The organism is Clostridium sp. CM027 (assembly GCF_024730565.1).
Taxonomy (GTDB): Bacteria; Bacillota; Clostridia; order Clostridiales; family Clostridiaceae; genus Clostridium_AD; species Clostridium_AD estertheticum_B.
Window position 1 is genome coordinate 2,905,399 of sequence record NZ_CP077725.1, and the last position, 22,102, is coordinate 2,927,500.

General features: G+C 31.6%; 19 protein-coding genes and 11 tRNA genes (1 of these 30 cut by a window edge). 29 read left to right on the plus strand and 1 reads right to left on the minus strand.

All coding sequences use genetic code 11. From position 1 onward, the window contains the following. Window positions 1–11: 11 nt before the first annotated feature. The 21 genes from mazG to ftsH all read left to right on the plus strand — a co-directional run bounded on the left by mazG (window position 12) and on the right by ftsH (window position 12,347). Window positions 12–1,457 (plus strand): nucleoside triphosphate pyrophosphohydrolase, encoded by a 1,446-nt coding sequence (mazG, locus tag KTC92_RS13745; protein ID WP_220286283.1) that lies wholly within the window; start codon window positions 12–14, stop codon window positions 1,455–1,457. Between the two features lie 118 nt (window positions 1,458–1,575). Further along, complete coding sequence (locus KTC92_RS13750; protein WP_216304589.1) at window positions 1,576–1,851, plus strand: HU family DNA-binding protein; 276 nt, start codon at window positions 1,576–1,578, stop codon at window positions 1,849–1,851. A 105-nt stretch (window positions 1,852–1,956) separates the two neighbouring features. Beyond that, the gene (locus tag KTC92_RS13755) at window positions 1,957–2,217 is read left to right on the plus strand and encodes an RNA-binding S4 domain-containing protein (RefSeq protein WP_216304590.1); all 261 of its coding nucleotides are present in this window, start codon (window positions 1,957–1,959) and stop codon (window positions 2,215–2,217) included. 145 nt (window positions 2,218–2,362) lie between these two features. Continuing rightward, entirely contained in the window at window positions 2,363–2,656 is a 294-nt protein-coding gene (gene yabP / locus KTC92_RS13760) for a sporulation protein YabP (RefSeq protein WP_216304591.1), read from the plus strand. 7 nt (window positions 2,657–2,663) lie between these two features. Continuing rightward, window positions 2,664–3,068 (plus strand): spore cortex biosynthesis protein YabQ, encoded by a 405-nt coding sequence (gene yabQ, locus KTC92_RS13765; RefSeq protein ID WP_216304592.1) that lies wholly within the window; start codon window positions 2,664–2,666, stop codon window positions 3,066–3,068. Window positions 3,069–3,161: 93 nt separating this feature from the next. Next, a complete protein-coding gene (locus KTC92_RS13770; protein ID WP_165412326.1) occupies window positions 3,162–3,434 on the plus strand; it encodes a septum formation initiator family protein in 273 nt (90 codons plus the stop codon). Window positions 3,435–3,514: 80 nt separating this feature from the next. Next, window positions 3,515–3,928, plus strand: a complete 414-nt coding sequence (locus KTC92_RS13775; RefSeq protein ID WP_165412325.1) for a S1 domain-containing RNA-binding protein — start codon at window positions 3,515–3,517, stop codon at window positions 3,926–3,928. Window positions 3,929–4,085: 157 nt separating this feature from the next. Further along, window positions 4,086–4,174 (plus strand) — tRNA-Leu (locus KTC92_RS13780). 5 nt (window positions 4,175–4,179) lie between these two features. Next, window positions 4,180–4,255 (plus strand) — tRNA-Met (locus KTC92_RS13785). Window positions 4,256–4,260: 5 nt separating this feature from the next. After that, a tRNA-Met gene (locus KTC92_RS13790) sits at window positions 4,261–4,337 on the plus strand. Between the two features lie 212 nt (window positions 4,338–4,549). Then, window positions 4,550–4,625 (plus strand) — tRNA-Met (locus tag KTC92_RS13795). A 105-nt stretch (window positions 4,626–4,730) separates the two neighbouring features. Continuing rightward, window positions 4,731–4,806, plus strand: a tRNA-Met gene (locus KTC92_RS13800). Between the two features lie 83 nt (window positions 4,807–4,889). Further along, window positions 4,890–4,978 (plus strand) — tRNA-Leu (locus KTC92_RS13805). 5 nt (window positions 4,979–4,983) lie between these two features. Then, window positions 4,984–5,059: transfer RNA gene (locus KTC92_RS13810), tRNA-Met, on the plus strand. Window positions 5,060–5,127: 68 nt separating this feature from the next. Further along, a tRNA-Leu gene (locus KTC92_RS13815) sits at window positions 5,128–5,216 on the plus strand. A 5-nt stretch (window positions 5,217–5,221) separates the two neighbouring features. Further along, window positions 5,222–5,297, plus strand: a tRNA-Met gene (locus KTC92_RS13820). 5 nt (window positions 5,298–5,302) lie between these two features. Further along, window positions 5,303–5,379 (plus strand) — tRNA-Met (locus tag KTC92_RS13825). A 321-nt stretch (window positions 5,380–5,700) separates the two neighbouring features. Continuing rightward, window positions 5,701–8,091, plus strand: coding sequence for a stage II sporulation protein E (gene spoIIE, locus KTC92_RS13830; RefSeq protein ID WP_220286289.1), 2,391 nt, complete (start codon window positions 5,701–5,703; stop codon window positions 8,089–8,091). 398 nt (window positions 8,092–8,489) lie between these two features. Next, a complete protein-coding gene (tilS, locus tag KTC92_RS13835; RefSeq protein ID WP_309137230.1) occupies window positions 8,490–9,884 on the plus strand; it encodes a tRNA lysidine(34) synthetase TilS in 1,395 nt (464 codons plus the stop codon). Between the two features lie 2 nt (window positions 9,885–9,886). Further along, window positions 9,887–10,423: a hypoxanthine phosphoribosyltransferase gene (hpt, locus tag KTC92_RS13840; RefSeq protein ID WP_165412324.1), complete on the plus strand. Its 537-nt coding sequence runs from the start codon at window positions 9,887–9,889 to the stop codon at window positions 10,421–10,423. Between the two features lie 88 nt (window positions 10,424–10,511). After that, window positions 10,512–12,347 carry an ATP-dependent zinc metalloprotease FtsH gene (ftsH, locus tag KTC92_RS13845; RefSeq protein ID WP_165412323.1) on the plus strand — a complete coding sequence of 612 codons (1,836 nt, stop codon included), beginning with the start codon at window positions 10,512–10,514 and terminating at the stop codon, window positions 12,345–12,347. A gap of 148 nt (window positions 12,348–12,495) precedes the next feature. Here ftsH and KTC92_RS13850 read toward each other — a convergent pair whose 3' ends face one another. Beyond that, window positions 12,496–13,956 (minus strand): IS1182 family transposase, encoded by a 1,461-nt coding sequence (locus tag KTC92_RS13850; protein WP_220287894.1) that lies wholly within the window; start codon window positions 13,954–13,956, stop codon window positions 12,496–12,498. A 540-nt stretch (window positions 13,957–14,496) separates the two neighbouring features. Between KTC92_RS13850 and KTC92_RS13855 the strand changes: the two genes are divergently transcribed. The 8 genes from KTC92_RS13855 to murD all read left to right on the plus strand — a co-directional run. Beyond that, window positions 14,497–15,276: a type III pantothenate kinase gene (locus tag KTC92_RS13855; protein ID WP_216304364.1), complete on the plus strand. Its 780-nt coding sequence runs from the start codon at window positions 14,497–14,499 to the stop codon at window positions 15,274–15,276. A gap of 8 nt (window positions 15,277–15,284) precedes the next feature. After that, the gene (dusB, locus tag KTC92_RS13860; protein ID WP_216304365.1) at window positions 15,285–16,262 is read left to right on the plus strand and encodes a tRNA dihydrouridine synthase DusB; all 978 of its coding nucleotides are present in this window, start codon (window positions 15,285–15,287) and stop codon (window positions 16,260–16,262) included. A 77-nt stretch (window positions 16,263–16,339) separates the two neighbouring features. Then, window positions 16,340–17,158, plus strand: coding sequence for a hypothetical protein (locus KTC92_RS13865; RefSeq protein ID WP_216304366.1), 819 nt, complete (start codon window positions 16,340–16,342; stop codon window positions 17,156–17,158). Window positions 17,159–17,432: 274 nt separating this feature from the next. Next, window positions 17,433–17,915, plus strand: a complete 483-nt coding sequence (gene greA, locus KTC92_RS13870) for a transcription elongation factor GreA (RefSeq protein WP_216304367.1) — start codon at window positions 17,433–17,435, stop codon at window positions 17,913–17,915. Window positions 17,916–18,068: 153 nt separating this feature from the next. Then, entirely contained in the window at window positions 18,069–19,598 is a 1,530-nt protein-coding gene (lysS, locus tag KTC92_RS13875) for a lysine--tRNA ligase (RefSeq protein ID WP_216304368.1), read from the plus strand. A gap of 158 nt (window positions 19,599–19,756) precedes the next feature. Next, a tRNA-Asn gene (locus KTC92_RS13880) sits at window positions 19,757–19,831 on the plus strand. A 403-nt stretch (window positions 19,832–20,234) separates the two neighbouring features. Continuing rightward, a complete protein-coding gene (locus KTC92_RS13885) occupies window positions 20,235–21,626 on the plus strand; it encodes a glycine--tRNA ligase (RefSeq protein WP_216304370.1) in 1,392 nt (463 codons plus the stop codon). A gap of 172 nt (window positions 21,627–21,798) precedes the next feature. Then, a protein-coding gene (gene murD, locus KTC92_RS13890; RefSeq protein WP_220287807.1) for a UDP-N-acetylmuramoyl-L-alanine--D-glutamate ligase crosses the window boundary here: on the plus strand, window positions 21,799–22,102 show its start. The gene runs 1,073 nt beyond the window's last position; the window shows 304 of its 1,377 coding nt (coding positions 1–304); it begins with the start codon at window positions 21,799–21,801; its stop codon lies beyond the right edge, outside the window.

Here is a 22,102-nt window from a genome sequence, read left to right on the forward strand (position 1 = left end):
AGTGGAAGCTAATGATTAAAATAGTGGGATTGGGTCCTGGGTCAGTAGAATCACTAACTGTAGGAACACTTGAAATTCTTAAAGGTGGTAAAAAGATTTATTTAAGAACAGAAAAGCACCCTACTGTGGATTACCTAAAATCGATATGTATAAAATTTGAAACCTATGATGATAGATATGAAAAATATAATAGTTTTGATGATGTGTATAGGGCTATTGCAGAAGATCTTATTAAGAAACACGAAATATATGGGGACATCGTATATGGAGTTCCAGGTCACCCGCTTGTGGCAGAAACTTCTGTTAAACTTTTAATAAAGCTTTGTGAAAAAAACAAAATAGATATAGAAATTCTTCCCGCGGTTAGCTTTATAGATGCAGTGATTCAAAGCTTAAAACTAGATCCTATTGAAGGACTAAAAATAATAGATGCCTTTGATATAAAAAATCAAGTTTTAGATAAAAGGGTAGGACTTTTAATAACTCAAGTTTATAACGTTTCTATAGCTTCGGACGTAAAACTTGCTTTGCTTGAGTATTACAAAGATGATATGGAGATTTGTTTTGTTAGAGCTGCAGGTATAAAAGGGTTAGAAAGTATAAGGAAAATTAACTTATATGAATTAGATAGACAAAAGGATATAGACTATCTAACCTCAATTTATATACCAAAAGAATTAGAGGCTACAAAAGATTTTCACGATTTAATTCAAGTTATGGACACATTGAGAGCTGAAAATGGATGTGCATGGGATAGACAGCAAACGCATGAATCTTTGAAAAAATATCTTATTGAGGAATGTTATGAGGTTATAGAAGCCATAGAAGACAATGATGAAGATAATATTATTGAGGAACTAGGTGATGTATTACTACAGGTTGTACTTCATGCACAAATAGGAAAAGAAGAGGGATATTTTAATATAAATGATGTTATTTGCGGCATCACAAATAAGATGATAAACAGGCATCCTCATATTTTTAAAGTTTCAGAAGGTAAAAATAGTAACGAAGTTTTAGAAAGTTGGGAAAATATTAAGAGTGAAGAAAAAGGGTTTAAGAGTTATACGGATACGCTAAAGCATGTTCCGAAAAACCTGCCAGGGTTAATGAGAGCAGAGAAGGTTCAACAAAAAGCAGCAAAAGTAGGTTTTGACTTTGACTGCGTTGAACTTGCTATGGGAAAGATTCTAGAAGAATTACAGGAAGTGAGAGATGTATATAAAGGTAATAATAGGGTAAAAATAGTAGAAGAAGTGGGAGATTTGGTGTTTTCTACTGTAAATGTTGCTAGACTACTTGACATAGACCCTGAATTTGCAGTAAATTATACTATAGATAAATTTATCAATCGCTTTGCGTACATAGAAGAAAGTGCAAGGAATAAGGATTTAGATTTAAAGAACATGACACTTACTGCGATGGACGAATTATGGAACGAATCTAAAAGACGATAAATTTATTTGTAAATAAAAATTAGACTAAAAGAAGGAATTTCAAAATCAGTGAAGAATATGCTATTTAATAGTATAATCACTACTAAGTAATGTACTCAATAACAAGGAGGCAACAAAAGTGAATAAATCAGAATTAATAACAAGCATATCAGAAAAATCTAATTTAACAAAAAAAGATGCAGAAGCAGCTCTAAAAGGTATTATAGAAAGTATTGAAGAAACATTAGAAAAAGGTGAAAAAGTCCAATTGGTTGGATTCGGAACTTTTGAAACAAGAGCAAGAGCAGCTAGAATGGGTAGAAACCCAAGAACAAAGGAAGAAATTCAAATTGCAGCATCAACGGTTCCAGTATTTAAAGCTGGTAAAGAATTTAAAGATATAGTTAACAAATAATATTATTATGATGTGAAAAACCTGGATGTATATCTAGGTTTTTTATTTTAAAAACTTTGGTTGAATTATTGAATGGGTAAAGAACATTAAAAAGGGGAAGTATAAATGAGATTAGATAAATATTTAAAAGTGTCAAGAATTATAAAGAGAAGAACCATTGCAAAAGAAGCTTGCGAGAGTGGCAGAGTTTCTATAAATGATAAAGTGGCAAAAGCAGGAACTGTAGTAGGCGAGAGTGATATTATAGAAATTAAATTTGCAAATCAAATTTTAAAAGCTAAAATTATAAATATTGCAGAGCATGTGACAAAAGAGAGTGCAAAAGAAATGTATGAAATAATTTCAGGAAGAGAAGACAAAGAATAAATGTTGCTAAATACAATTCTTAATTAAGTTTAATAAGCATATATATTTTATAGGAATACAATTGTATGTCATTAATTAAGAATTGAGAATAAGATTAGCTTCTTAATTCCCAATTTTTTAGAGCAAAACTAATAAGGGGGATATTATGGAAGTGAAGAAAGAAATAAAAATAGAAGATAAGAAAAGCAGTTTAATGCTTGAAAACAGAAAAAAATTAACTGTTAACGGAGTTGTAGAGGTTATAAATTTTAATGAAAGCCAAATATTATTGAATACAGATGTTGGAACAATGATAGTAAAAGGACGAGAATTAAAGATGAACAAGTTAGATGTTCAAAATGGGGATGTTATAATAACTGGGCAAGTGGATTCTTTTGTGTATACTAGCGACAAAAGTAAAGAAAAAAAAGATAGCATAATATCAAGATTGTTTAGGTAGAAGAATTATGATAATTTCTTTGATAGGCCAAGTTAATCTTATAATTTTCAGTTTGCTAGCAGGAATAATAACTGGAGTATTTTTTGATATATATAGATTGATAAGGGGATTTGAAAATCCTAACAAGGTGCTGACTATAATACAGGATTTGTTATTTTGGACATTAACTTCTATAGTGGTTTTTATATTTTTGATGTATACTAATAAAGGGTACATAAACTTTTATGTGTATGTATGTTTAATATTAGGAGTATACTTATATTTGAAACTATTAAGTGGAGTATTTATAAGGGTACAATATAAATTAATAATATTCAATGGGAAAGTATTTAGGGTTGTATGGAATGCTATTTTATACCCAGCAAATTTGTTAGTTTATAAGCTCAAAATAAAAAAAAAAGATAAATTATAAAGAAATAGCTTGAAGAAATGTGGAATACAAATTAGAATAGGTTTATGAAGCGTAAACAATACTCATTCCATTGAAAGGAAAAGGGTATGGGATATGAAAAAAAAATTTAGTATTAAAAGTGCCGTATTAGTTTTTGCTATGATGTATGTATGTTATCTTTTAATTCAGCAACAATCAATTATGAGCAGACAAAAGAAAGAGCTGCAAAAGTATAATGTTGAATTACAAAAGAAAAAAGAACAAAAAAAAGTATTACAGGATGAAGTAGAGTTATCTAAAACTGACAAATATATAGAAAAATTAGCAAGAGAAATATTAGGTCTTGTTAAAGAAGGTGAAACTCCTGTTATGGATAATAAAAACTAAATGCTATAATTATTGTTACGCTTATTATTAAATTAATATATAAAATAAAAACATAATTTTTAAGGAGGAGTATTTTTAATATGACCTTAATGGCTGGAAGTATTGTAGAAGGTAAAGTAGTAAATATCACCAATTTTGGTGCGTTTGTAGAAGTGGAGGGTAAGACAGGATTAGTGCATATATCTGAGGTTTCAGATACATTCGTTAAAAATGTTAATGATCATCTAAAAGAAAATGATATAGTAAAAGTTAAAGTAATCTCTGTAGATGATAATGGGAAAATCAGTTTATCAATAAAACAAGCTGGAGCGCCTAAAAAATCTATTAAACCTATGGAAATAGATTGGGAAAAGGAAAAAAGCAAAGCAAATGCAAGTGGATTTGAAGATATAATGACTAAATTTCTAAAAGATAGTGAAGAAAGATTTCAAGATGTTAAAAAACATCAAGAAGGAAAAGGAAGAGGTTATAGTAAAAAAACTTCAAGCTATTAGTAAATCTGTAGGAACTAAGTATTTAGTTCCTATTTTAACAAAAAAAAGTTATTGACAACGGTTTATACATCATATATAATAAAACATGTTGCCAAGAGGTAGCATTTTCTAAGCTACAAGTAAGTATACTGCAAGTAAGTATACTGCAAGTAAGTAAGCTGGAGTGGCGGAACTGGCAGACGCACAGGACTTAAAATCCTGCGGTGGTTAAACACCGTACCGGTTCGATTCCGGTCTTCAGCACCAAATATCGCGGGATGGAGCAGTTGGTAGCTCGTCGGGCTCATAACCCGAAGGTCGTAGGTTCAAGTCCTACTCCCGCAACCAACTATGGCGGAATAGCTCAGCTGGCTAGAGCATTCGGTTCATACCCGAAGGGTCGTAGGTTCAAGTCCTATTTCCGCTACCACTTTGGCATATGATGAGTTTAAAAACATAATATGTTTTTTATAAAAAACTATTGACATATGTAGCAAATTAGTATAACATTAAAATGATTTTAAGAAACTTATTTAACAGTAATAGTAAGCTGGTATGAAAAAATAAATAGACACATAGAGCTTAAAATAATATGATAGTTAAATATTGTATCAATTAAAGTTTAGGCTTTAGCATTAATATCGCGGGATGGAGCAGTTGGTAGCTCGTCGGGCTCATAACCCGAAGGTCGTAGGTTCAAGTCCTACTCCCGCAACCAATGAGTTTAAATCACTCATTATTTCAGTTAAATAAGATTCTAAATATAATTAGCTAAAAGCAAACAAGTGCCGTATTAATTCAAATTTATTCTTAAATACAATATCGCGGGATGGAGCAGTTGGTAGCTCGTTGGGCTCATAACCCAAAGGTCGTAGGTTCAAGTCCTACTCCCGCAACCAATAAGTTTTAAATTACTTAATACGTAAGTTAAATAAGATTTCATAATAGGTAAGTTAAAAGCAAGTATACTGCAAGTAAGTAAGCTGGAGTGGCGGAACTGGCAGACGCACAGGACTTAAAATCCTGCGGTGGTTAAACACCGTACCGGTTCGATTCCGGTCTTCAGCACCAAATATCGCGGGATGGAGCAGTTGGTAGCTCGTTGGGCTCATAACCCAAAGGTCGTAGGTTCAAGTCCTACTCCCGCAACCAATAAGTTTTAGATTATTTAGAACGTAAGTAAAATAAAACTTCATAACAAGTATACTACAAGTAAGTAAGCTGGAGTGGCGGAACTGGCAGACGCACAGGACTTAAAATCCTGCGGTGGTTAAACACCGTACCGGTTCGATTCCGGTCTTCAGCACCAAATATCGCGGGATGGAGCAGTTGGTAGCTCGTCGGGCTCATAACCCGAAGGTCGTAGGTTCAAGTCCTACTCCCGCAACCAACTATGGCGGAATAGCTCAGCTGGCTAGAGCATTCGGTTCATACCCGAAGGGTCGTAGGTTCAAGTCCTATTTCCGCTACCATAACTCACAATTTATATTGTGAGTTATTTTTTATTTGCTGGAAAACTATAAAACTTAAACTATAATGTGCAAAAACATATAAGTATAAATTTCTCGAATATACAATGCCATGAAGTGACATGCTTCATTTAATATTTTAAAACCTACTATATTAATATGGTAGGTTTTTTTATATTATAGGGAATTGTAAAAATCTAATGTAAAAAATATACAAATTATTGTCTCATAAAAAATATATGAGCGCCCCATCTTATGACATTTATTTCCAAGAGACGTTGCTATAATGGAGTCCTAATGATTAAAGGGTGGGTGATTTTTAATATGCAATACGGGATTGATATATTTCCATATGAAAGACTTAGAAAGATAAAAGATGAAGTAAAAAAGAAAAATGCATTAAATACTAATTTAATTATTACAGGAATTGTTTATTTTGTTATAAGCTTATTAATAAGTAGGGTCTTGCTTCTTAATAATACTGCCCCATTTGGTATAGCTTTCTTAATAGCTACAATATTTGTAAATAATCATAGAATTTCAATAATTACAGCCAGTGGTACATTTTTAGGTTATATTACTTTAAATGGTAGTGCAAAGAATATACCATCATATTTACTAGTAATAGTTACAATTGCTTTTTTGAGTCATGTTTTCAACAAAATAAAATCAAAAACTAAAGTTTTAGCTAGCATGTTTGCTATTATTATATTTGAGTTGTTTACCTATAATTTCTTCATAACCCGGGTAAGTGGGTTAATGGCTTTTTTAAATTCATTTTTTCTAGTTTTATGTATCTTCCCATTATATTTTATTCTGGACTATAGTCTTTTATGCTTTAAGGAGATTAAAACAAAACATATATTTTCGAATGAAGAAATAATAAGTATGTCAATTATAAGCTCTTTAATTATAGCAGGTACTTGGGGACTAAGTATATTTGCCATATCAATTACGAATATTTTAGGCCTGGCATTTGTTATAATAATAGCTTACATTAACGGAAGTGGAGCTGGTGCTGCATCAGGAATTGCCATGGGTATTATTGTAGGAATGTCTTCTGAAAATATGATTGTGTTTATAGGAATGTATGGTGTTTGTGGCTTAATAACGGGTGTTTTTAAAGAAACTGGAAAGATATTAAGTGCAACATCTTATTTAGTGGCTTTTTCAATAATAAAAATATATTGTATTACGGGATCTGATTTTATGATATTTGAAGCTTTTGTAGCTGCTGTAATATTTTTGCTAATACCACAAAAAGTTTATAGCGAATTATCCACAGAATTTAATTCCGATAAAAAAAAGCAAAATGTAGAACAGGGGTATATAAATAAAATTAAAGATACATTTGTAGGAAGGCTAAATAATTTTTCAGATGTACTTTCTAATATGTCAGATATATTAAATAACTTAGTGGATAATGAAAAATTGGCGATGAAAGGTAAAAGCAGCGCGTTGGTTGAAAATCTTGCGGACAGGGTGTGTAGTAATTGTAATATGAAGTCTATGTGTTGGAAAAGGGAATTACATTATACATATGCAGCATTTGAAGAATTAATTCAAAATTTTGAGAGGAAGAATAATAGCGTACCGGAAGAAATTGAAAGAAAATGTATAAAGAGAACCGCCATACTTAAAAATACAGAAGATATTGTTAATAAGCACATTATAAATGAAATGTGGAGAACGAGGCTTAGTGAAGGCAGAGAGCTTTTAGCAAATCAGATTAGTAATATGGCGGGTTCTGTAGGAGAAATTGTTGAAGATTTTAATTCTGAAATTCAAATAGATACTTCTATGGAAAAACTTATATGTAGAGCCTTAGATAAAAATAGAGTTAAGCACAATGATCTTATGTGTTTGAATGATAAGCTCGGACGATTGAGTATTAAATTGTCACTTAACGCTTGCAGTGGAAGGCAAATGTGTGTAAAGGATTTATTGCCGATTATAAATGGGGTCACAGGCAAGTGCATGTGTGTTAGTGATGAAGGGTGTAATATAAATCCGAAGACCAATATATGTAAGGTAACTATTGAAGAAACACCTAAGTTTCATGTGGTATCTAATGTGGCTAGGCAGTGTAAAGATGGTGAAAAGTCCAATGGAGATAGCTATAGCTTTGGTAAGCTTCCTGATGGAAGTTATATGTCAGTTATTAGTGATGGCATGGGATCGGGACCCCAAGCGGGTAGAGAGAGCGAGGCTGCGGTTGAATTAATAGAAAAGTTTACATCAGCAGGTTTTAGTAAAATTACGGCTATAAACACTGTGAATTCAATAATGACATTGAGATTTTCCGAAGAAGAAAAATTTTCAACTATAGATTTAAGCAGCATAGACTTATACACTGGGGAAATTGATTTCTTAAAAGTGGGGGCAGTTGCAACTTTTCTAAAATCAGGTGAAAGTTTAGAAATTATAAAATCAAAATCTCTTCCTATCGGTGTTTTAGATAAAGCAGATATAGATATACAGCAAATGGAATTAAAAAATGGAGATATTATGGTTATGCTTAGTGATGGGGTATTAGATTACAATGATGAAAATGTAGGGAGGGTGGATTGGGTAGTTGATTATTTAGGTAAAAACAATTGCAACAATCCCAAGGATTTAGCTGAAGGGTTGCTCTCAGAAGCAAAAAAATTAAGTGGCAATAGAGTAAAAGATGATATGACAGTTCTTGTTTCAAAGATATATAGTCTATACTAAATGTATTTTATAAAAGAGATATTTTAATGCCCTGTAAATTGAGAGAAAAATCAGGGAATATATAATAAAAGAGATTAAAAAATGGAGAAAGTATTTATGGGGGTAAGAACCTCTTTTACATTCTTCATTTTTCCCATTTTTAACGGCATTTCAGAAGGAAAGTCTCTCATTTCTATAAGTGGGAGTTACATGCCCTAACAAATTGAAAACTTCGGTGGGAGTTTAAATCTCCTTCTAAGTCGTTAATATTGCAGCGACCCAAGAGACGATTTAAAGGTGTGTCTAAAAAAATGGAAAATATATATTACTAAATGATATAGTAATATGATATAGTGATATGGTATTAAAAAATATAAACCTGCAAAAAACAGAAAACATTTTAAAAATAAATTTGGGAAGTGAAAATTTTGTCAGAAACAGTTATGGACTTTATAAAAGAGAATTCAATGTTTGATAAGGGAGATAAGGTTATAGTTGCATTTTCTGGTGGACCTGACTCCACGTGTTTGCTCTATATTTTAAACAACTTTAAGGAAGAACTTGGGATTACACTTATTGGTGCACATCTAAACCATTGTCTTAGAGGAGATGAGTCTGATAAAGATCAGGAATATGCAAAAGAAATTTGTGAGAGTTTGAATATAGATTTTTATAGTGAAAAAGTGGATGTACATAGAATTTCAAAGGAAAAGAATTTATCTTGTGAAATGGCAGGACGAGAAGCTAGATATGAATTTTTTGAGCAACTTATGGTTAAATTAAATGCTAATAAAGTCGCTTTGGCACATAATGCTAATGATCAAGCTGAAACTATTTTAATGAGGATAATGAGAGGAACGGGTATCGAGGGAATAGTAGGAATAAGACCTGTTCGCGACAAAATATATGTAAGACCCATACTTCGTCTTAGTAGAAAAAAAATAGAGAAATATTGTTTAAATAATAATATCAATCCAAGAATAGATAAATCGAATTTAGAAAATATTTATGCGAGAAATAAGGTAAGATTAGAATTGATTCCATATATGGAACAAAATTTTAATAAAGATATAATTAAAACATTAAACCGATTATCAGATATTGTAAAAAAAGACAATGATTATTTGGAAAATATTTCTGAAAAAGAGTATAAAAAACATTGTGAGATAGGTCAGCAAAGGGTTATAATAAATAAGGCGGCTTTTGCGGAGCATGAAGCAATTTTAAGTAGGATTATTAGGAGTGCTTTGCTTGCGGTGAATCATAATTTATATAATTTTGAAAAAGTTCATATATATAGTATTATAGAACTTCAAAGACATGAAACAGGTAAAAGTATAATGCTACCTCAGAATATAATAGTTGAAAACTGTTATGGGAATATACATATATATATTTGTGTAAAAGCTACTGAAGCTAATAACAATCAGTACTCTCTAAATATAAATCAGGAAAACTTTATTCATTCTTTAAATAAAGTAGTAAAAATTGATGTTAATCCTAAGCTACAATTTACAGAATTTAAAGAAAATGATTGTATTAAGTATTTTGACTATGATAAAATTAAGAAACCAATAATATTTAGGTATAGAAAAGATGGGGATAGATTCATTCCACTAGGTATGAAGGGTAGTAAAAAGATAAAGGATTTATTTATAGATTTAAAAATACCTAAAGCCCAAAGAAATGCAATACCGTTAATATGTTTTGGCGATGATATAGGTTGGGTAGTTGGATATAGGGTTAGCGAAAAATTCAAGGTTACAAAGGATACTAAAAATATATTGCAGATTAGAATTGGAAGAGAGGAATAAGAATGAACAATGATATTAAAGAGGTAGTATACAGCGAAGATCAATTAAGAGATAAAATTAGGCAAATGGGCGCAAGAATAAGTAAGGATTATTTAGGCAAAGAGCTTATACTCATTGGTATTTTAAAAGGATCAGTCATATTTATGTCAGATTTAGTAAAGCAAATTACAATTCCATGTAAAATGGATTTTATGGCAGTTACAAGCTATGGGAATTCCACTAAAACTTCAGGAGTTGTAAAGATCTTAAAGGATTTAGACTTTGAAATTGAGGGAAAGGATGTATTGATAGTAGAGGATATTATAGATTCTGGAGTTACACTTAAATATCTAATGAAGTTACTATCTGCAAGGAAACCTAATAGTTTAGAAATTATATGCTTACTGAATAAACCAGAAAGAAGAACGGCCAATATAGATGTTAAATATTTAGGTTACGATGTACCAGATTACTTCCTTGTAGGATTTGGCCTGGACTATGCAGAGAAATATAGAAATTTACCATTTATAGGAATACTTAAGGAAGAAATTTATAAGTAAATGTGTATAAAATAATATATATATTATTGTCAACTGCTTTTTAATGTGATAAAATTTTAAAGTGAATAAAAAGAGAGGGGGGTTTCTAATGAAGAAAATTTCTAGTGCATCAATCTGGATCGTAGTGTTTGTACTTGTGATTTATGCAGCACTAACCGTACTTGATAGTAGCAAAGATGTTAGTCAAATCAGCGTTAATAAATTCCAAGAATATTGGATTAAAAAGGATATTAAAACTGTTCAGGTAAAAGAAGATAAAACAGTATCAGGAGAACTAAAGAACGGAACACGATATGAAACTATAGTCCCATTGACGAGATTGCTTCAAGTTATGGACCAAAACCCAAATGCAAGCGTTACAGAAACATACTTAAAGCCAGCTAGTATGCCAATGTGGTTAAATGTCTTGCCAACACTCCTTATAATTTTAATGTTAGTGGCCTTTTGGTTTATGTATATGCAGCAATCGCAAGGTGGCGGCGGTGGCGGTAATAGAGGTGTAATGAATTTTGGTAAAAGTAGAGCCAAAATAGCAACGCCAGATAAGAAGAAAGTTACATTTGATGATGTAGCTGGTGAAGATGAAGAAAAGGAAGAACTTGCAGAAGTTGTAGATTTCTTAAAACAACCTAAAAGATACCTAGAAGCAGGTGCAAGAATTCCTAAAGGTATTCTTCTTATAGGACCACCGGGTACAGGTAAGACGTTACTTGCGAGAGCAGTATCAGGAGAAGCAGGAGTTCCATTCTATAGTATATCAGGTTCGGAATTTGTAGAGATGTTTGTAGGTGTTGGGGCTTCAAGAGTAAGAGATTTATTTGAACAAGCGAAAAAAAGTGCTCCTTGTATAATATTTATTGATGAAATTGATGCAGTAGGTAGACAAAGAGGAGCTGGCGTTGGCGGTGGTCATGATGAAAGAGAGCAAACTCTAAATCAGCTATTAGTTGAGATGGATGGATTTGGTGTAAATGAAGGCATAATTATGATAGCTGCAACAAATAGACCAGACATACTTGATCCTGCTCTTTTGAGACCAGGCAGATTTGATAGACATATATTAGTGGGTGCGCCTGATGTTAAAGGAAGAGAAGAAATTCTAAAGGTACATTCCAAAGGTAAACATTTAGCAGAAGAAGTAAAACTTGATGTATTAGCTAAAAGGACACCTGGGTTCACTGGTGCAGACCTTGAGAATTTAATGAACGAAGCTGCACTGCTTACAGTTAGAAATAAAAAAACAGTTATAGAAATGAAAGAGCTTGATGAAGCAGTAACTAGAGTTATTGCTGGACCGGAAAAGAAGAGTAAAGTTATCAGTGAAAAAGATAGAAAATTAACAGCATATCATGAAGCAGGGCATGCTGTAGTAATGAAATATTCTCCATTATCTGATCCGATTCATCAAATAAGTATTATACCAAGAGGAATGGCAGGTGGGTACACAATGCATCTACCTGAAGAGGATACTGCTTATACTTCAAAACTAAAACTTAAAGATGAAATGGTCGGGTTATTAGGCGGTAGAGTTGCTGAAAAATTAGTATTAAAAGATATTAGCACAGGTGCTAAGAATGATATTGATAGAGCATCGGCTATTGCAAGAAAGATGGTTATGGAATATGGTATGAGTGATGAACTCGGACCAATATCTTTTGGTAATGATCATAATGAAGTATTCCTTGGAAGAGATTTAGGCAAAAGTAGAAACTTTAGTGAAGAAATAGCTAATAAAATAGATTCAGAAGTTAAGATGCTTATTGATGAAGCCTATGGAAAAGCTGAAAAAATTCTTGCTGAAAATGCAAGTAAACTTCATGCAGTAGCTCAAGAACTGTTGTTAAAAGAAAAACTCGAAGGCGTGGATTTTGAGGCTATAATGGCTAAAACAGATTCAGGTGAGATTGATTTAACAAAGATTTAACTTGGTAAAAGACATACAGTGAGTTAGGAGGCCGCTGAAAAAAGCACTCTTTATTTAGTAGAGTTTTCAAGCTTGAATAGAAAAAGCATGAGATGTCCATATTTTGGATATCTCATGCTTTTTATTTTATAATTAAGTTTTAAAAGCCCTATTTCATGCTTTTCAACTTAATTATTCTCTTTAGATTCACAGTGAAGATTGATAATGCACCTTGCATTTGCATGCTAATTAAGCCTGACGATATTGCTACATCATAGCTATGTTGGTGCTTAAGTTCACTGTTTTTAGCCTCTATCATATAACGTTCCCTAGCTCGTTTTTTAAAATATTCACTTTTTTCGAACTCTATTTGATCTTTGTGAGTATTTGACTTTATTGAAACTGAATAAGTTTTAGATTTAGCGCCTTCTTTATAACACCCATCTTTATGAACACAATTTTTACACTTTTCTACATTAAAATAGTAGGTTAGCACTTGATTTTTACCAACATTCTTCTTTCCCTGTTTTGCTTTTTTAATAGCCATATGACCTGCCGGACATACAAATAAACCAGCATCTTTATTAAACTCAAATTCATCTTCTTTTTTTCGCATTCCTTGTGAAATTACAGGATTTAGTCTTGAAATTAATGCAATTTTATTTTCTTTTGTATATTCTAGGTTTTTCTTTTCAGAATAAGCTGTATCTCCAATTACTTCATTTACATCTATACCAGCCTCACGGCTTTTTTCTATTAAGGTTATGAGCTCCTTTCCATCACTTTTTTCGCCAGTTGTAATAACAGCTGCTGTAATTAAACGTTCTTCACTCATAGCAAGGTGTGATTTATATCCAAAAAAAGAACTATCCTCAGTTTTATGCCCCACTTTTGCATCCTCATCTTTTGATATTTTTAGATTTTCTAAGTCATCATTAATAGCTTCCATTAAGTAGTTTAATTTAGTTTTCACAGCTGGATTTGCTGCAGTTTCTGGCTTCTCGTTTATGGTATCAATTAATAATTTGCAGTACTCAAGAATATCTTCAAGTACTCCAGTTGTAACTTTATTAGGTAACTCTTCTTTAATACCAGGATGTACTCCGTACAATGTTTTTCTTAAGTTTTTTGCACGTTTCAATAATTCCTCGCTTGCTGACTTTTGGTTATAACGTGACTTGGTATGCGTAGCATCAACTATTATTGCTTTACTTTTTAAAACTCCCTCTTTTATAGCAAGTTCTACAGTCTTGTTTATTAATAAATCCAATAAATTCATGTCTTTAAGGCGAAGCTTTCTAAATTTAGTTAGTGTACTTGAGTTTATTAAATTTGTTTCTTCTGGGGCTAAATTTAGAAAATATTTAAAGGACATGTCATAAAGAGTTCTTTCAACAACATCTTCATCAGACAATTCATATATTACTTTCAAAAGTAAATATTTAAATAGCATTATGGGGTTAATAGCACCTCTACCCATAGATGAACTATAGTTAATCATCAATTCGTCATAAACAAATGAAAAGTCAACAAGGTCATTAATTTGCTTTAAAATGTTATCTTTCGGAATAATTAACGAATATAAGCTATGGTATGTATTTATTTTTATTTCCAATTGTCCTTTTAGCATAATAGTTTAGCCCCTTTTATTTTATTCTACTATACTAATTCGACATATCTTTTAAAATTCCTTTTTGTTTTTTAGTCTTTTATATAAAAAAATCGCCATCTTTAATTAGATGACGATTTTTTTATATAGTTTTTCAGTGGCCTCTGAGTTAGCTGTATGTCTTTTTTTATATCATTTAACCAGTAAAGAGAGTCCATTCTAACAGAAACTTTATATTAGTGCGATTTACTAAGAAACTTACTGTAATTATATACCAACATTTGTTGAGGATTGTGGTATAATATATAGAATTAGCGTTATAGGTGTAACTTTCACTGTAACCGTTAATATTGCAGTGACCTAGGAGATGATTTAATTAAACAAAACTTCTTATAAAGATTTAACTTGACAAATTTGTTCAAATTGTTAAAATTAAATTGTTAAATTAGGAACGGTTGAAATTAATATTTATAATATTGGATACATTATTTTGTGTTTTTATAATGGCAAAAATATAAAACGACTTGCAAGTTGTTTTAAATTATATAGGTGGTGTATAAAGTGATTTTAGTTTTAGATGTTGGAAATACTAATACTGTTTTAGGAGTTTTTAAGGAAAAGGAGTTAATTGTAGAGTGGAGAATATCAACTGATGCAAAAAAAACCGCTGACGAGTACGGAATTCAAGCAATGCAATTATTTAATCAGCGAAACATAAGAACAGAACATATTAAAGGCGTAATAATTTCCTCGGTTGTTCCCAATAGTATGTATTCACTAGAACATATGATAAGAAAATATTTCGATTTGAAACCAATGGTAGTAGGCCCGGGGATTAAGACTGGAATAAATGTAAAATATGATAATCCTAAAGAAGTAGGTGCGGATAGAATTGTTAATGCTGTTTCAGCTCATGAAATTTATAAAAGATCATTAATACTAATAGATTTTGGTACAGCTACAACCTTCTGTGCTATAAGCAAAGAGGCTAATTACTTAGGTGGAACTATATGTCCTGGTATTAAAATAGCTTCTGAAGCACTATTTGAGAGAGCGGCAAAGCTACCTCGGGTGGAGCTTGTAAAACCAGAAACAGTTATATGTAAAAATACTGTTGAAAGCATGCAGTCTGGAATAATATATGGATATATTGGTCAAGTAGATTATATTGTTAATAAAATGAAAAGTGAAATGATTAGTATGGGAGAAGAAGAGCCTTTTGTAGTAGCTACAGGTGGACTTTCAAAACTAATAACCAAAGAGTCTTCTGCTATCGATGAGTTTCATCCGAATTTAACCTTAGAAGGCCTTAGAATGATTTATGAGAAGAATAGGGAATAGGTGATTTAATGAAAATATCAAATATTAACTTTGAAAACGATGTTTTTTTAGCCCCTATGGCAGGAATTACAGATATTGCTTTTAGAGGGTTGTGCAAAGAATTAGGGTGTGGTCTACTATATACTGAAATGGTAAGTGCTAAAGGGTTATATTATGGAAGTGACAATACAGAATCTCTTATGCGAATTTCGGGTCAAGAGAAACCTGTAGCCGTTCAGATATTTGGTAATGATCCTAAGATTATGGCTAGTTCCTGTGAAATTTTCAATGCAAGAAGCGATATATGTATGGTTGATGTAAATATGGGGTGCCCTGTTCATAAAATAGTGAAAAATGGAGAGGGATCAGCTTTGATGAAGAATCCTAAACTAGCAGCGCAAATAATAAAAGAAATGAAAAAGGTTTCAACAAAGCCTGTGACAGTGAAGTTTAGAAAGGGATTTGATTCAAATAATGTTAATGCTGTAGAATTTGCTAAATATATGGAGGATGCGGGGATAGATGCTATTGCAGTGCATGGCAGGACTCGCGAACAAATGTATGAAGGCAAGGCTGATTGGGATATTATAAGGGCTGTAAAAGAAAATGTTAAAGTGCCGGTAATAGGTAATGGGGACATATTTTCCGTAGAGGATGCTGTCAAAATAAAGGAAATCACTAATTGTGATGCTATAATGATTGCAAGAGGGTCTAGGGGTAACCCATGGATTTTTAGAGAGATTAAGCAGGCAATAAACGGAGAAAAAGTTATATACCCTACTCCTGAAGAAAAAATAGATATGTGTATAAGGCATTTAAATTTAGCTGTAAAATATTATGAAGAAATTAAGGCTGTTAGAGAAATGAGGAAACATACAGCCTGGTATATCAAAGGGCTTAACAACTGTGCTGAGATTAAGAATGAAATTAATACTAAAAATACTTATGATGAGGTAAAGCAGGTACTTTTGGTTTATAAAAATTATTTGAAAACCATAGAAGCATAATTTAAAAATTAAAACGGGAATTTATATAATTAACACTGAATAAGATAATAGTACATTAATGTATAAGGTGCAGATGTATGAAGCCAATTTTATGTATAACTTCAAATATAGATAATTTATATAATGAATTTGGATTTTTAAGTAAAATTAAAGATAAACTAAAGATGAAAGTAATAAGTAATGAATACATTAAAGAATTAGATATTAAAGTTACGAGTGTAAGGATGCCACCTAATTTTAATAGAAAAGCATATTTAAACAATTTAACTTATGCTAAAAAAATATGTAAATGTAATGAAGTGCAATTATCGCCAAAAACACTGAGGCCTATGGATTATAATTATTTTAATGAATTTCAAAAGCGATTCTTAGCTTTTAGTGTTATAAAAAGTATACAACTTATGATTAGAATGAGAAACAAAAGTTTGAAAAATTGCTGCATTGTTATATATGATGCTGTAGAAATAATAAACTATAATATTATTGTGGAATTAGCAAAGCATTGCAAGTATATTGTATTTTTATCGCCTGATTTGGTAAAAGCTAGAAAGCTTGCAGATTATATTATCGCTAATTTTGGTGTATCTCCTATTGTTACAGATGATGAACTATATGCTGTTAAAATAGCCGATTTTATTGTTTCATCTAAAGACTATGAATTCGGTGATGGGAAATTAGTCTGGTTCTTAGATAATAGTATAAGCACGCCAAAAAATATTATAGCTGTAAATGATGTAAGTTATAATGTGCCTTGGAAAACTTTTAAAGGAGATTTTTCTATCGAACTTTTAGGATCGATATTATGTCAAATGCAAGAAAGTGACATTGAAAAAGCTCTTAAGTATAATGGTATATATCTTAAAAAAATAAAATTCAACAATAATGTAATATATTAGACTATTTTGCTCGTAACATATTGACAATAGTAACGCTCTGATTTATAATGGCTAAATGGTTACATGTATTGTTATTCTAAGAATAAATCTTAGAATCGATAATTTATCAATTTGAACTAATAGTCTTATATTATATAAATTATATGAAATTACTATATTTCGAGGAAAACAGTATTGTAGTTGGGGTGTAATATGCTAGGGTATTGTTAGTTGATAGTGAATTTTATGGATGTTTACTAATTTATTTAATAAAAATTAAAAAGGGGAGAAATAAATGAGCGTACCAAAACAATATGTAATGACCTATGAGGGAATTACGAAATTAGAGGGAGAATTAGAATTTCTTAAGACTGTCAAGAGAAAAGATATTACTGAAAAAATAAAGGTAGCACTTGGGTATGGGGACTTAACCGAAAACTCAGAGTACGATGAAGCTAAAAATGAACAAGCATTTGTTGAAGGTAGAATAATACAATTGGAAAATATGCTTAGAAATGCAAGTGTTATAGATGAAAACGATATTGAAATAGATGTAGTAAGTATAGGATCTATAGTTAAGGTTAAGGATTATGAGTTTGATGAAGAAGTTGAATTTTATATAGTGGGTTCAGCAGAAGCAGATCCAATGATAAATAAAATATCGAATGAATCACCAGTTGGATGTGCACTCGTTGGTAAGAAATCAGGAGCAATTATAGAAGTTGCAGTTCCAGATGGTGTTGGTAGGTATGAAGTATTGGAAGTGCGACGTGGGTAATTGTTTAAAAATTATTTAATTTTTATAGAACATAGGGGTACTTAACAATTTATAATTGGTAGGTGCCCTAAAGAAATATATACATAGAAGAAATATGGCAGAATAAATGATTAGTAATTATTTTCTGACCTGGGAAAAACAGGAGGGATATTAATGTCGAACGAAAAAAACAATGAAGAAAAAAGCGAAGAGAAAAACTTGCATGAACTTGAATCTAAATATAATGAACAGGTAACCATAAGACGACGAAAATTATCTGCTTTAAAAGAAGAAGGCAAAGATCCATTTGATGTGTACAAAGTTGAAAGAACTCATACATCACAAGAAGTTAAAGAAAATTTTGAGAAATTAGAAGGCGCTCAGGTTATTGTAGCAGGTAGACTCATGTCTAAAAGAGTTCATGGTAAGGCAGGTTTTTCTGATATTCATGATAGATATGGTAAAATACAACTATACATAAAAATAGATGATGTAGGCGAAGAAAAATTAAAAGAATATAAAAGTTTTGACATAGGAGATTTTGTAAGCATAACTGGTACACCTTTTGTTACAAAAACTGGTGAGATATCACTACATATAGTAGATTTTCAGCTTGTAGCGAAGGCTCTAAAACCACTTCCAGAAAAATGGCACGGATTAAAAGATCCTGATTTAAGATTTAGACAAAGAGAAGTAGATATAATAATGAACCCACAAGTAAGAGATACGTTTATGAAGAGAATATCAATAATTAAATATATCCGAGAATACTTAGATAACAAAGGATTTTTAGAAGTTGAAACTCCGATTTTATCCACAGTAGCAGGAGGAGCCGCAGCAAGACCATTTAGTACTCATCATAATGCGCTTGATATTGAGATGTATCTTAGAATTGCAACAGAGCTATATTTAAAAAGACTTATTGTTGCTGGTTTTGAAAAGGTATATGACATGGGTAAAAACTTTAGAAACGAAGGAACAGATATAAGACATAATCCAGAGTTTACAATGATAGAATTATATGAAGCTTATGCAGATTATAATGATATGATGGAAATTACGGAAAATATGATAGCTTACGTTTGTGAAAAGGTTCATGGAACTATGAAAGTAAATTATCAAGGAACTGAGATAGATTTTACACCACCATGGAGAAGAATTACTATGGTAGATGCAGTAAGAGAATATTCAGGTGTGGACTTTGATAAAATAGCTACTAATGAAGAAGCTAGGGTTATAGCTAAAGAAAAGCATTTACAATTTAAAAAAGAATTAGAAAATTGCTCAAAAGCAGATATATTAAATGAATTATTTGAAGTATATGTGGAAGAGAAACTAATTCAACCAACATTCTTATGTGATTACCCTGTAGAAATATCACCTCTTACAAAGAAGAAGAGAGGGAATGAAGAGTTTACAGAGAGATTTGAAGGCTTTGTGTTTGGAAGAGAAGTGTGTAATGCATACTCAGAGTTAAATGATCCAGTAGTTCAGAGAGAGAGATTTATGCAACAAGCAAAAGAAAGAGAACTGGGTGATGATGAGGCTTATTTAATAGATGAAGAATTTATGAGCGCATTAGAAACAGGAATGCCACCAACAGGAGGACTGGGTATAGGAATTGATAGAATGGTAATGTTCTTAACGGATTCTTATTCAATAAGAGATGTTATCCTATTCCCTACAATGAAACCAATCCAGTAGTTTAAAAAAATTAAAGGGGTATTTTAGTTAATCTAAAATATCCTTTTTACTTCTTAAGCGTAATCATCAGTGCTTAAAATCATGAAATTTAAATAAAAAAGAAAAAACTATTGAATTTTTAAAAGTATATGTTATAATGTTGTTGTAAGCAATAATAATCCGCGATAGCTCAACGGTGGAGCACTCGGCTGTTAACCGATAGGTTGAAGGTTCAAATCCTTTTCGCGGAGCCATTTTTTATTTTTGGAACTCAATATTATAAGAAATCTAATGTATAATAAAATAATTCACTGTGATAAAGAAGAGTAGTAGTAGTACTTCATAAGAGAGGTTGTGGCTGGTGTAAACAATCAAAGTATTATTGTGAAAGGAACTTTTGAGTGTATAGAACTTAAAGTAGGGCATGTGCCAATAAGGGTGGAACCGCGGAAATAATTTTCGTCCCTTGGGGTATAGTCTTTTTTTTGTACGTAAAATAAAAGAGCATGCCTTTATGCGGGTGTGATGGATTGAATTGGTTATATTTAGGTCAAATAGGAAAGGATACAAGATGTAATATTAATATATTTGTAATGACCATTGAGAAGTATATAAAACGAGATATCATTAGATTATAAAAAAATAGGAGGGATTAATATGACATTTGAAAAAAGTATGGATAAAATAGTTGCGTTATGCAAAAACAGAGGGTTCGTATTCCCGGGATCCGATATATATGGAGGGCTCGCTAATTCGTGGGATTATGGTCCTCTGGGAGTTGAATTTAAAAACAATGTTAAAAAAGCTTGGTGGAAAAAATTTGTTCAAGAAAGTCCATATAATGTAGGCGTTGACTGCGCTATACTTATGAACCCAGAAGTATGGGTTGCGACGGGTCACGTTGGAGGATTTTCAGATCCACTAATGGATTGCAAAGATTGCAAAGCTAGATTTAGAGCGGATAAGTTAGTGGAAGACCATATGACGAATCAGGGAGTAGAAGTAGCTAGTGCTGATGGATGGTCAAATGAAGAGTTAAAAGAATATATAGCAAAAAATGAAATAGTATGTCCTAAATGTGGAAAGAAAGACTTTACTGATATTAGAAAATTTAATTTAATGTTTAAGACTTCCCAGGGGATAACAGAAGATGGAAAATCAGAGATATATTTAAGACCAGAAACGGCTCAGGGTATCTTTGTAAACTTTAAAAATGTTCAAAGAGCTTCAAGAAAAAAAGTTCCATTTGGAATAGGCCAAGTAGGAAAGGCTTTCAGAAATGAAATAACACCAGGGAACTTTATTTTTAGAACTAGGGAATTTGAGCAAATGGAATTGGAATTTTTCTGTAAACCAGGTACAGATTTAGAATGGTTTGCATATTGGAAAGAGTATTGTGCTAATTTCTTATATAATTTGGGAATGGAAAAGGAAAATTTAAGATTTAGAGACCATGGAGAAGAGGAATTATCTTTCTATAGTAATGCTACTTGTGACATAGAATTCTTGTTCCCTTTTGGATGGGGAGAATTATGGGGCGTTGCCGATAGAACTGATTATGACTTAAAGAAGCATATGGAACATTCAGGGAATGATTTAAGTTATCTAGATCCTATTACTAATGAAAAATATGTACCATATTGTATAGAACCTTCTCTGGGTGCAGATAGAGTTGTTCTTGCATTCTTAGTTAATGCATATGATGAAGAAGAACTTGAAGGCGGAGACGTAAGAACAGTGCTTCATTTACATCCAGCACTTGCACCATTTAAGGCGGCTATTCTACCTTTAAGTAAAAAATTATCAGAGAAATCGCTCGAAGTTTTTGCTATGCTAGGTAAAAAATTTAACGTAGACTACGATGAAACCGGAAGTATAGGAAAAAGGTATAGAAGAGAAGACGAAATAGGAACTCCATACTGCATAACCGTAGATTTTGATACGTTAGAAGATAATACTGTAACAATTAGAGACAGAGACACAATGGATCAAATAAGGGTAAGTATAGATGATTTAGAAAAGTTTATAGAAGAAAAACTACAATTTTAAATTTTAAATTGGAATAGTTAGTTTGGTTTAGAGAATGGCGTGTAGTATATAATGAGGCTTGAGTAGGCTGTGGTTATACTATGCGTTGTTTTTTTATAGAATAAATCTAAAAAATTATAAAATAAATAATATAATATAATATAAAGTATATGGAGATTACATGGAGGGTTATATGAAAAAGGATTTCAATGAATTTAAGGAATTTATAAAAGGAAAAAAAGTTGGAGTTGTAGGTATAGGAGTTAGCAATATTCCTTTAATACATTTTCTAGTGAAGCTTAAGGCAGTTGTTACAGCTTTTGATAAAAAAAATTATAGTTTACTGGGACAGGTAGCAATAGATTTCGAAGAAGAGGGCGTGAAGCTGGTATTAGGGGAAGATTACTTAGATGATCTAACGGGGTTTGATGTTATTTTTAAAACACCATCTATGAGAGTAGATAACCCTGCTCTTTTGAAAGCAAAAAAAGAAGGAA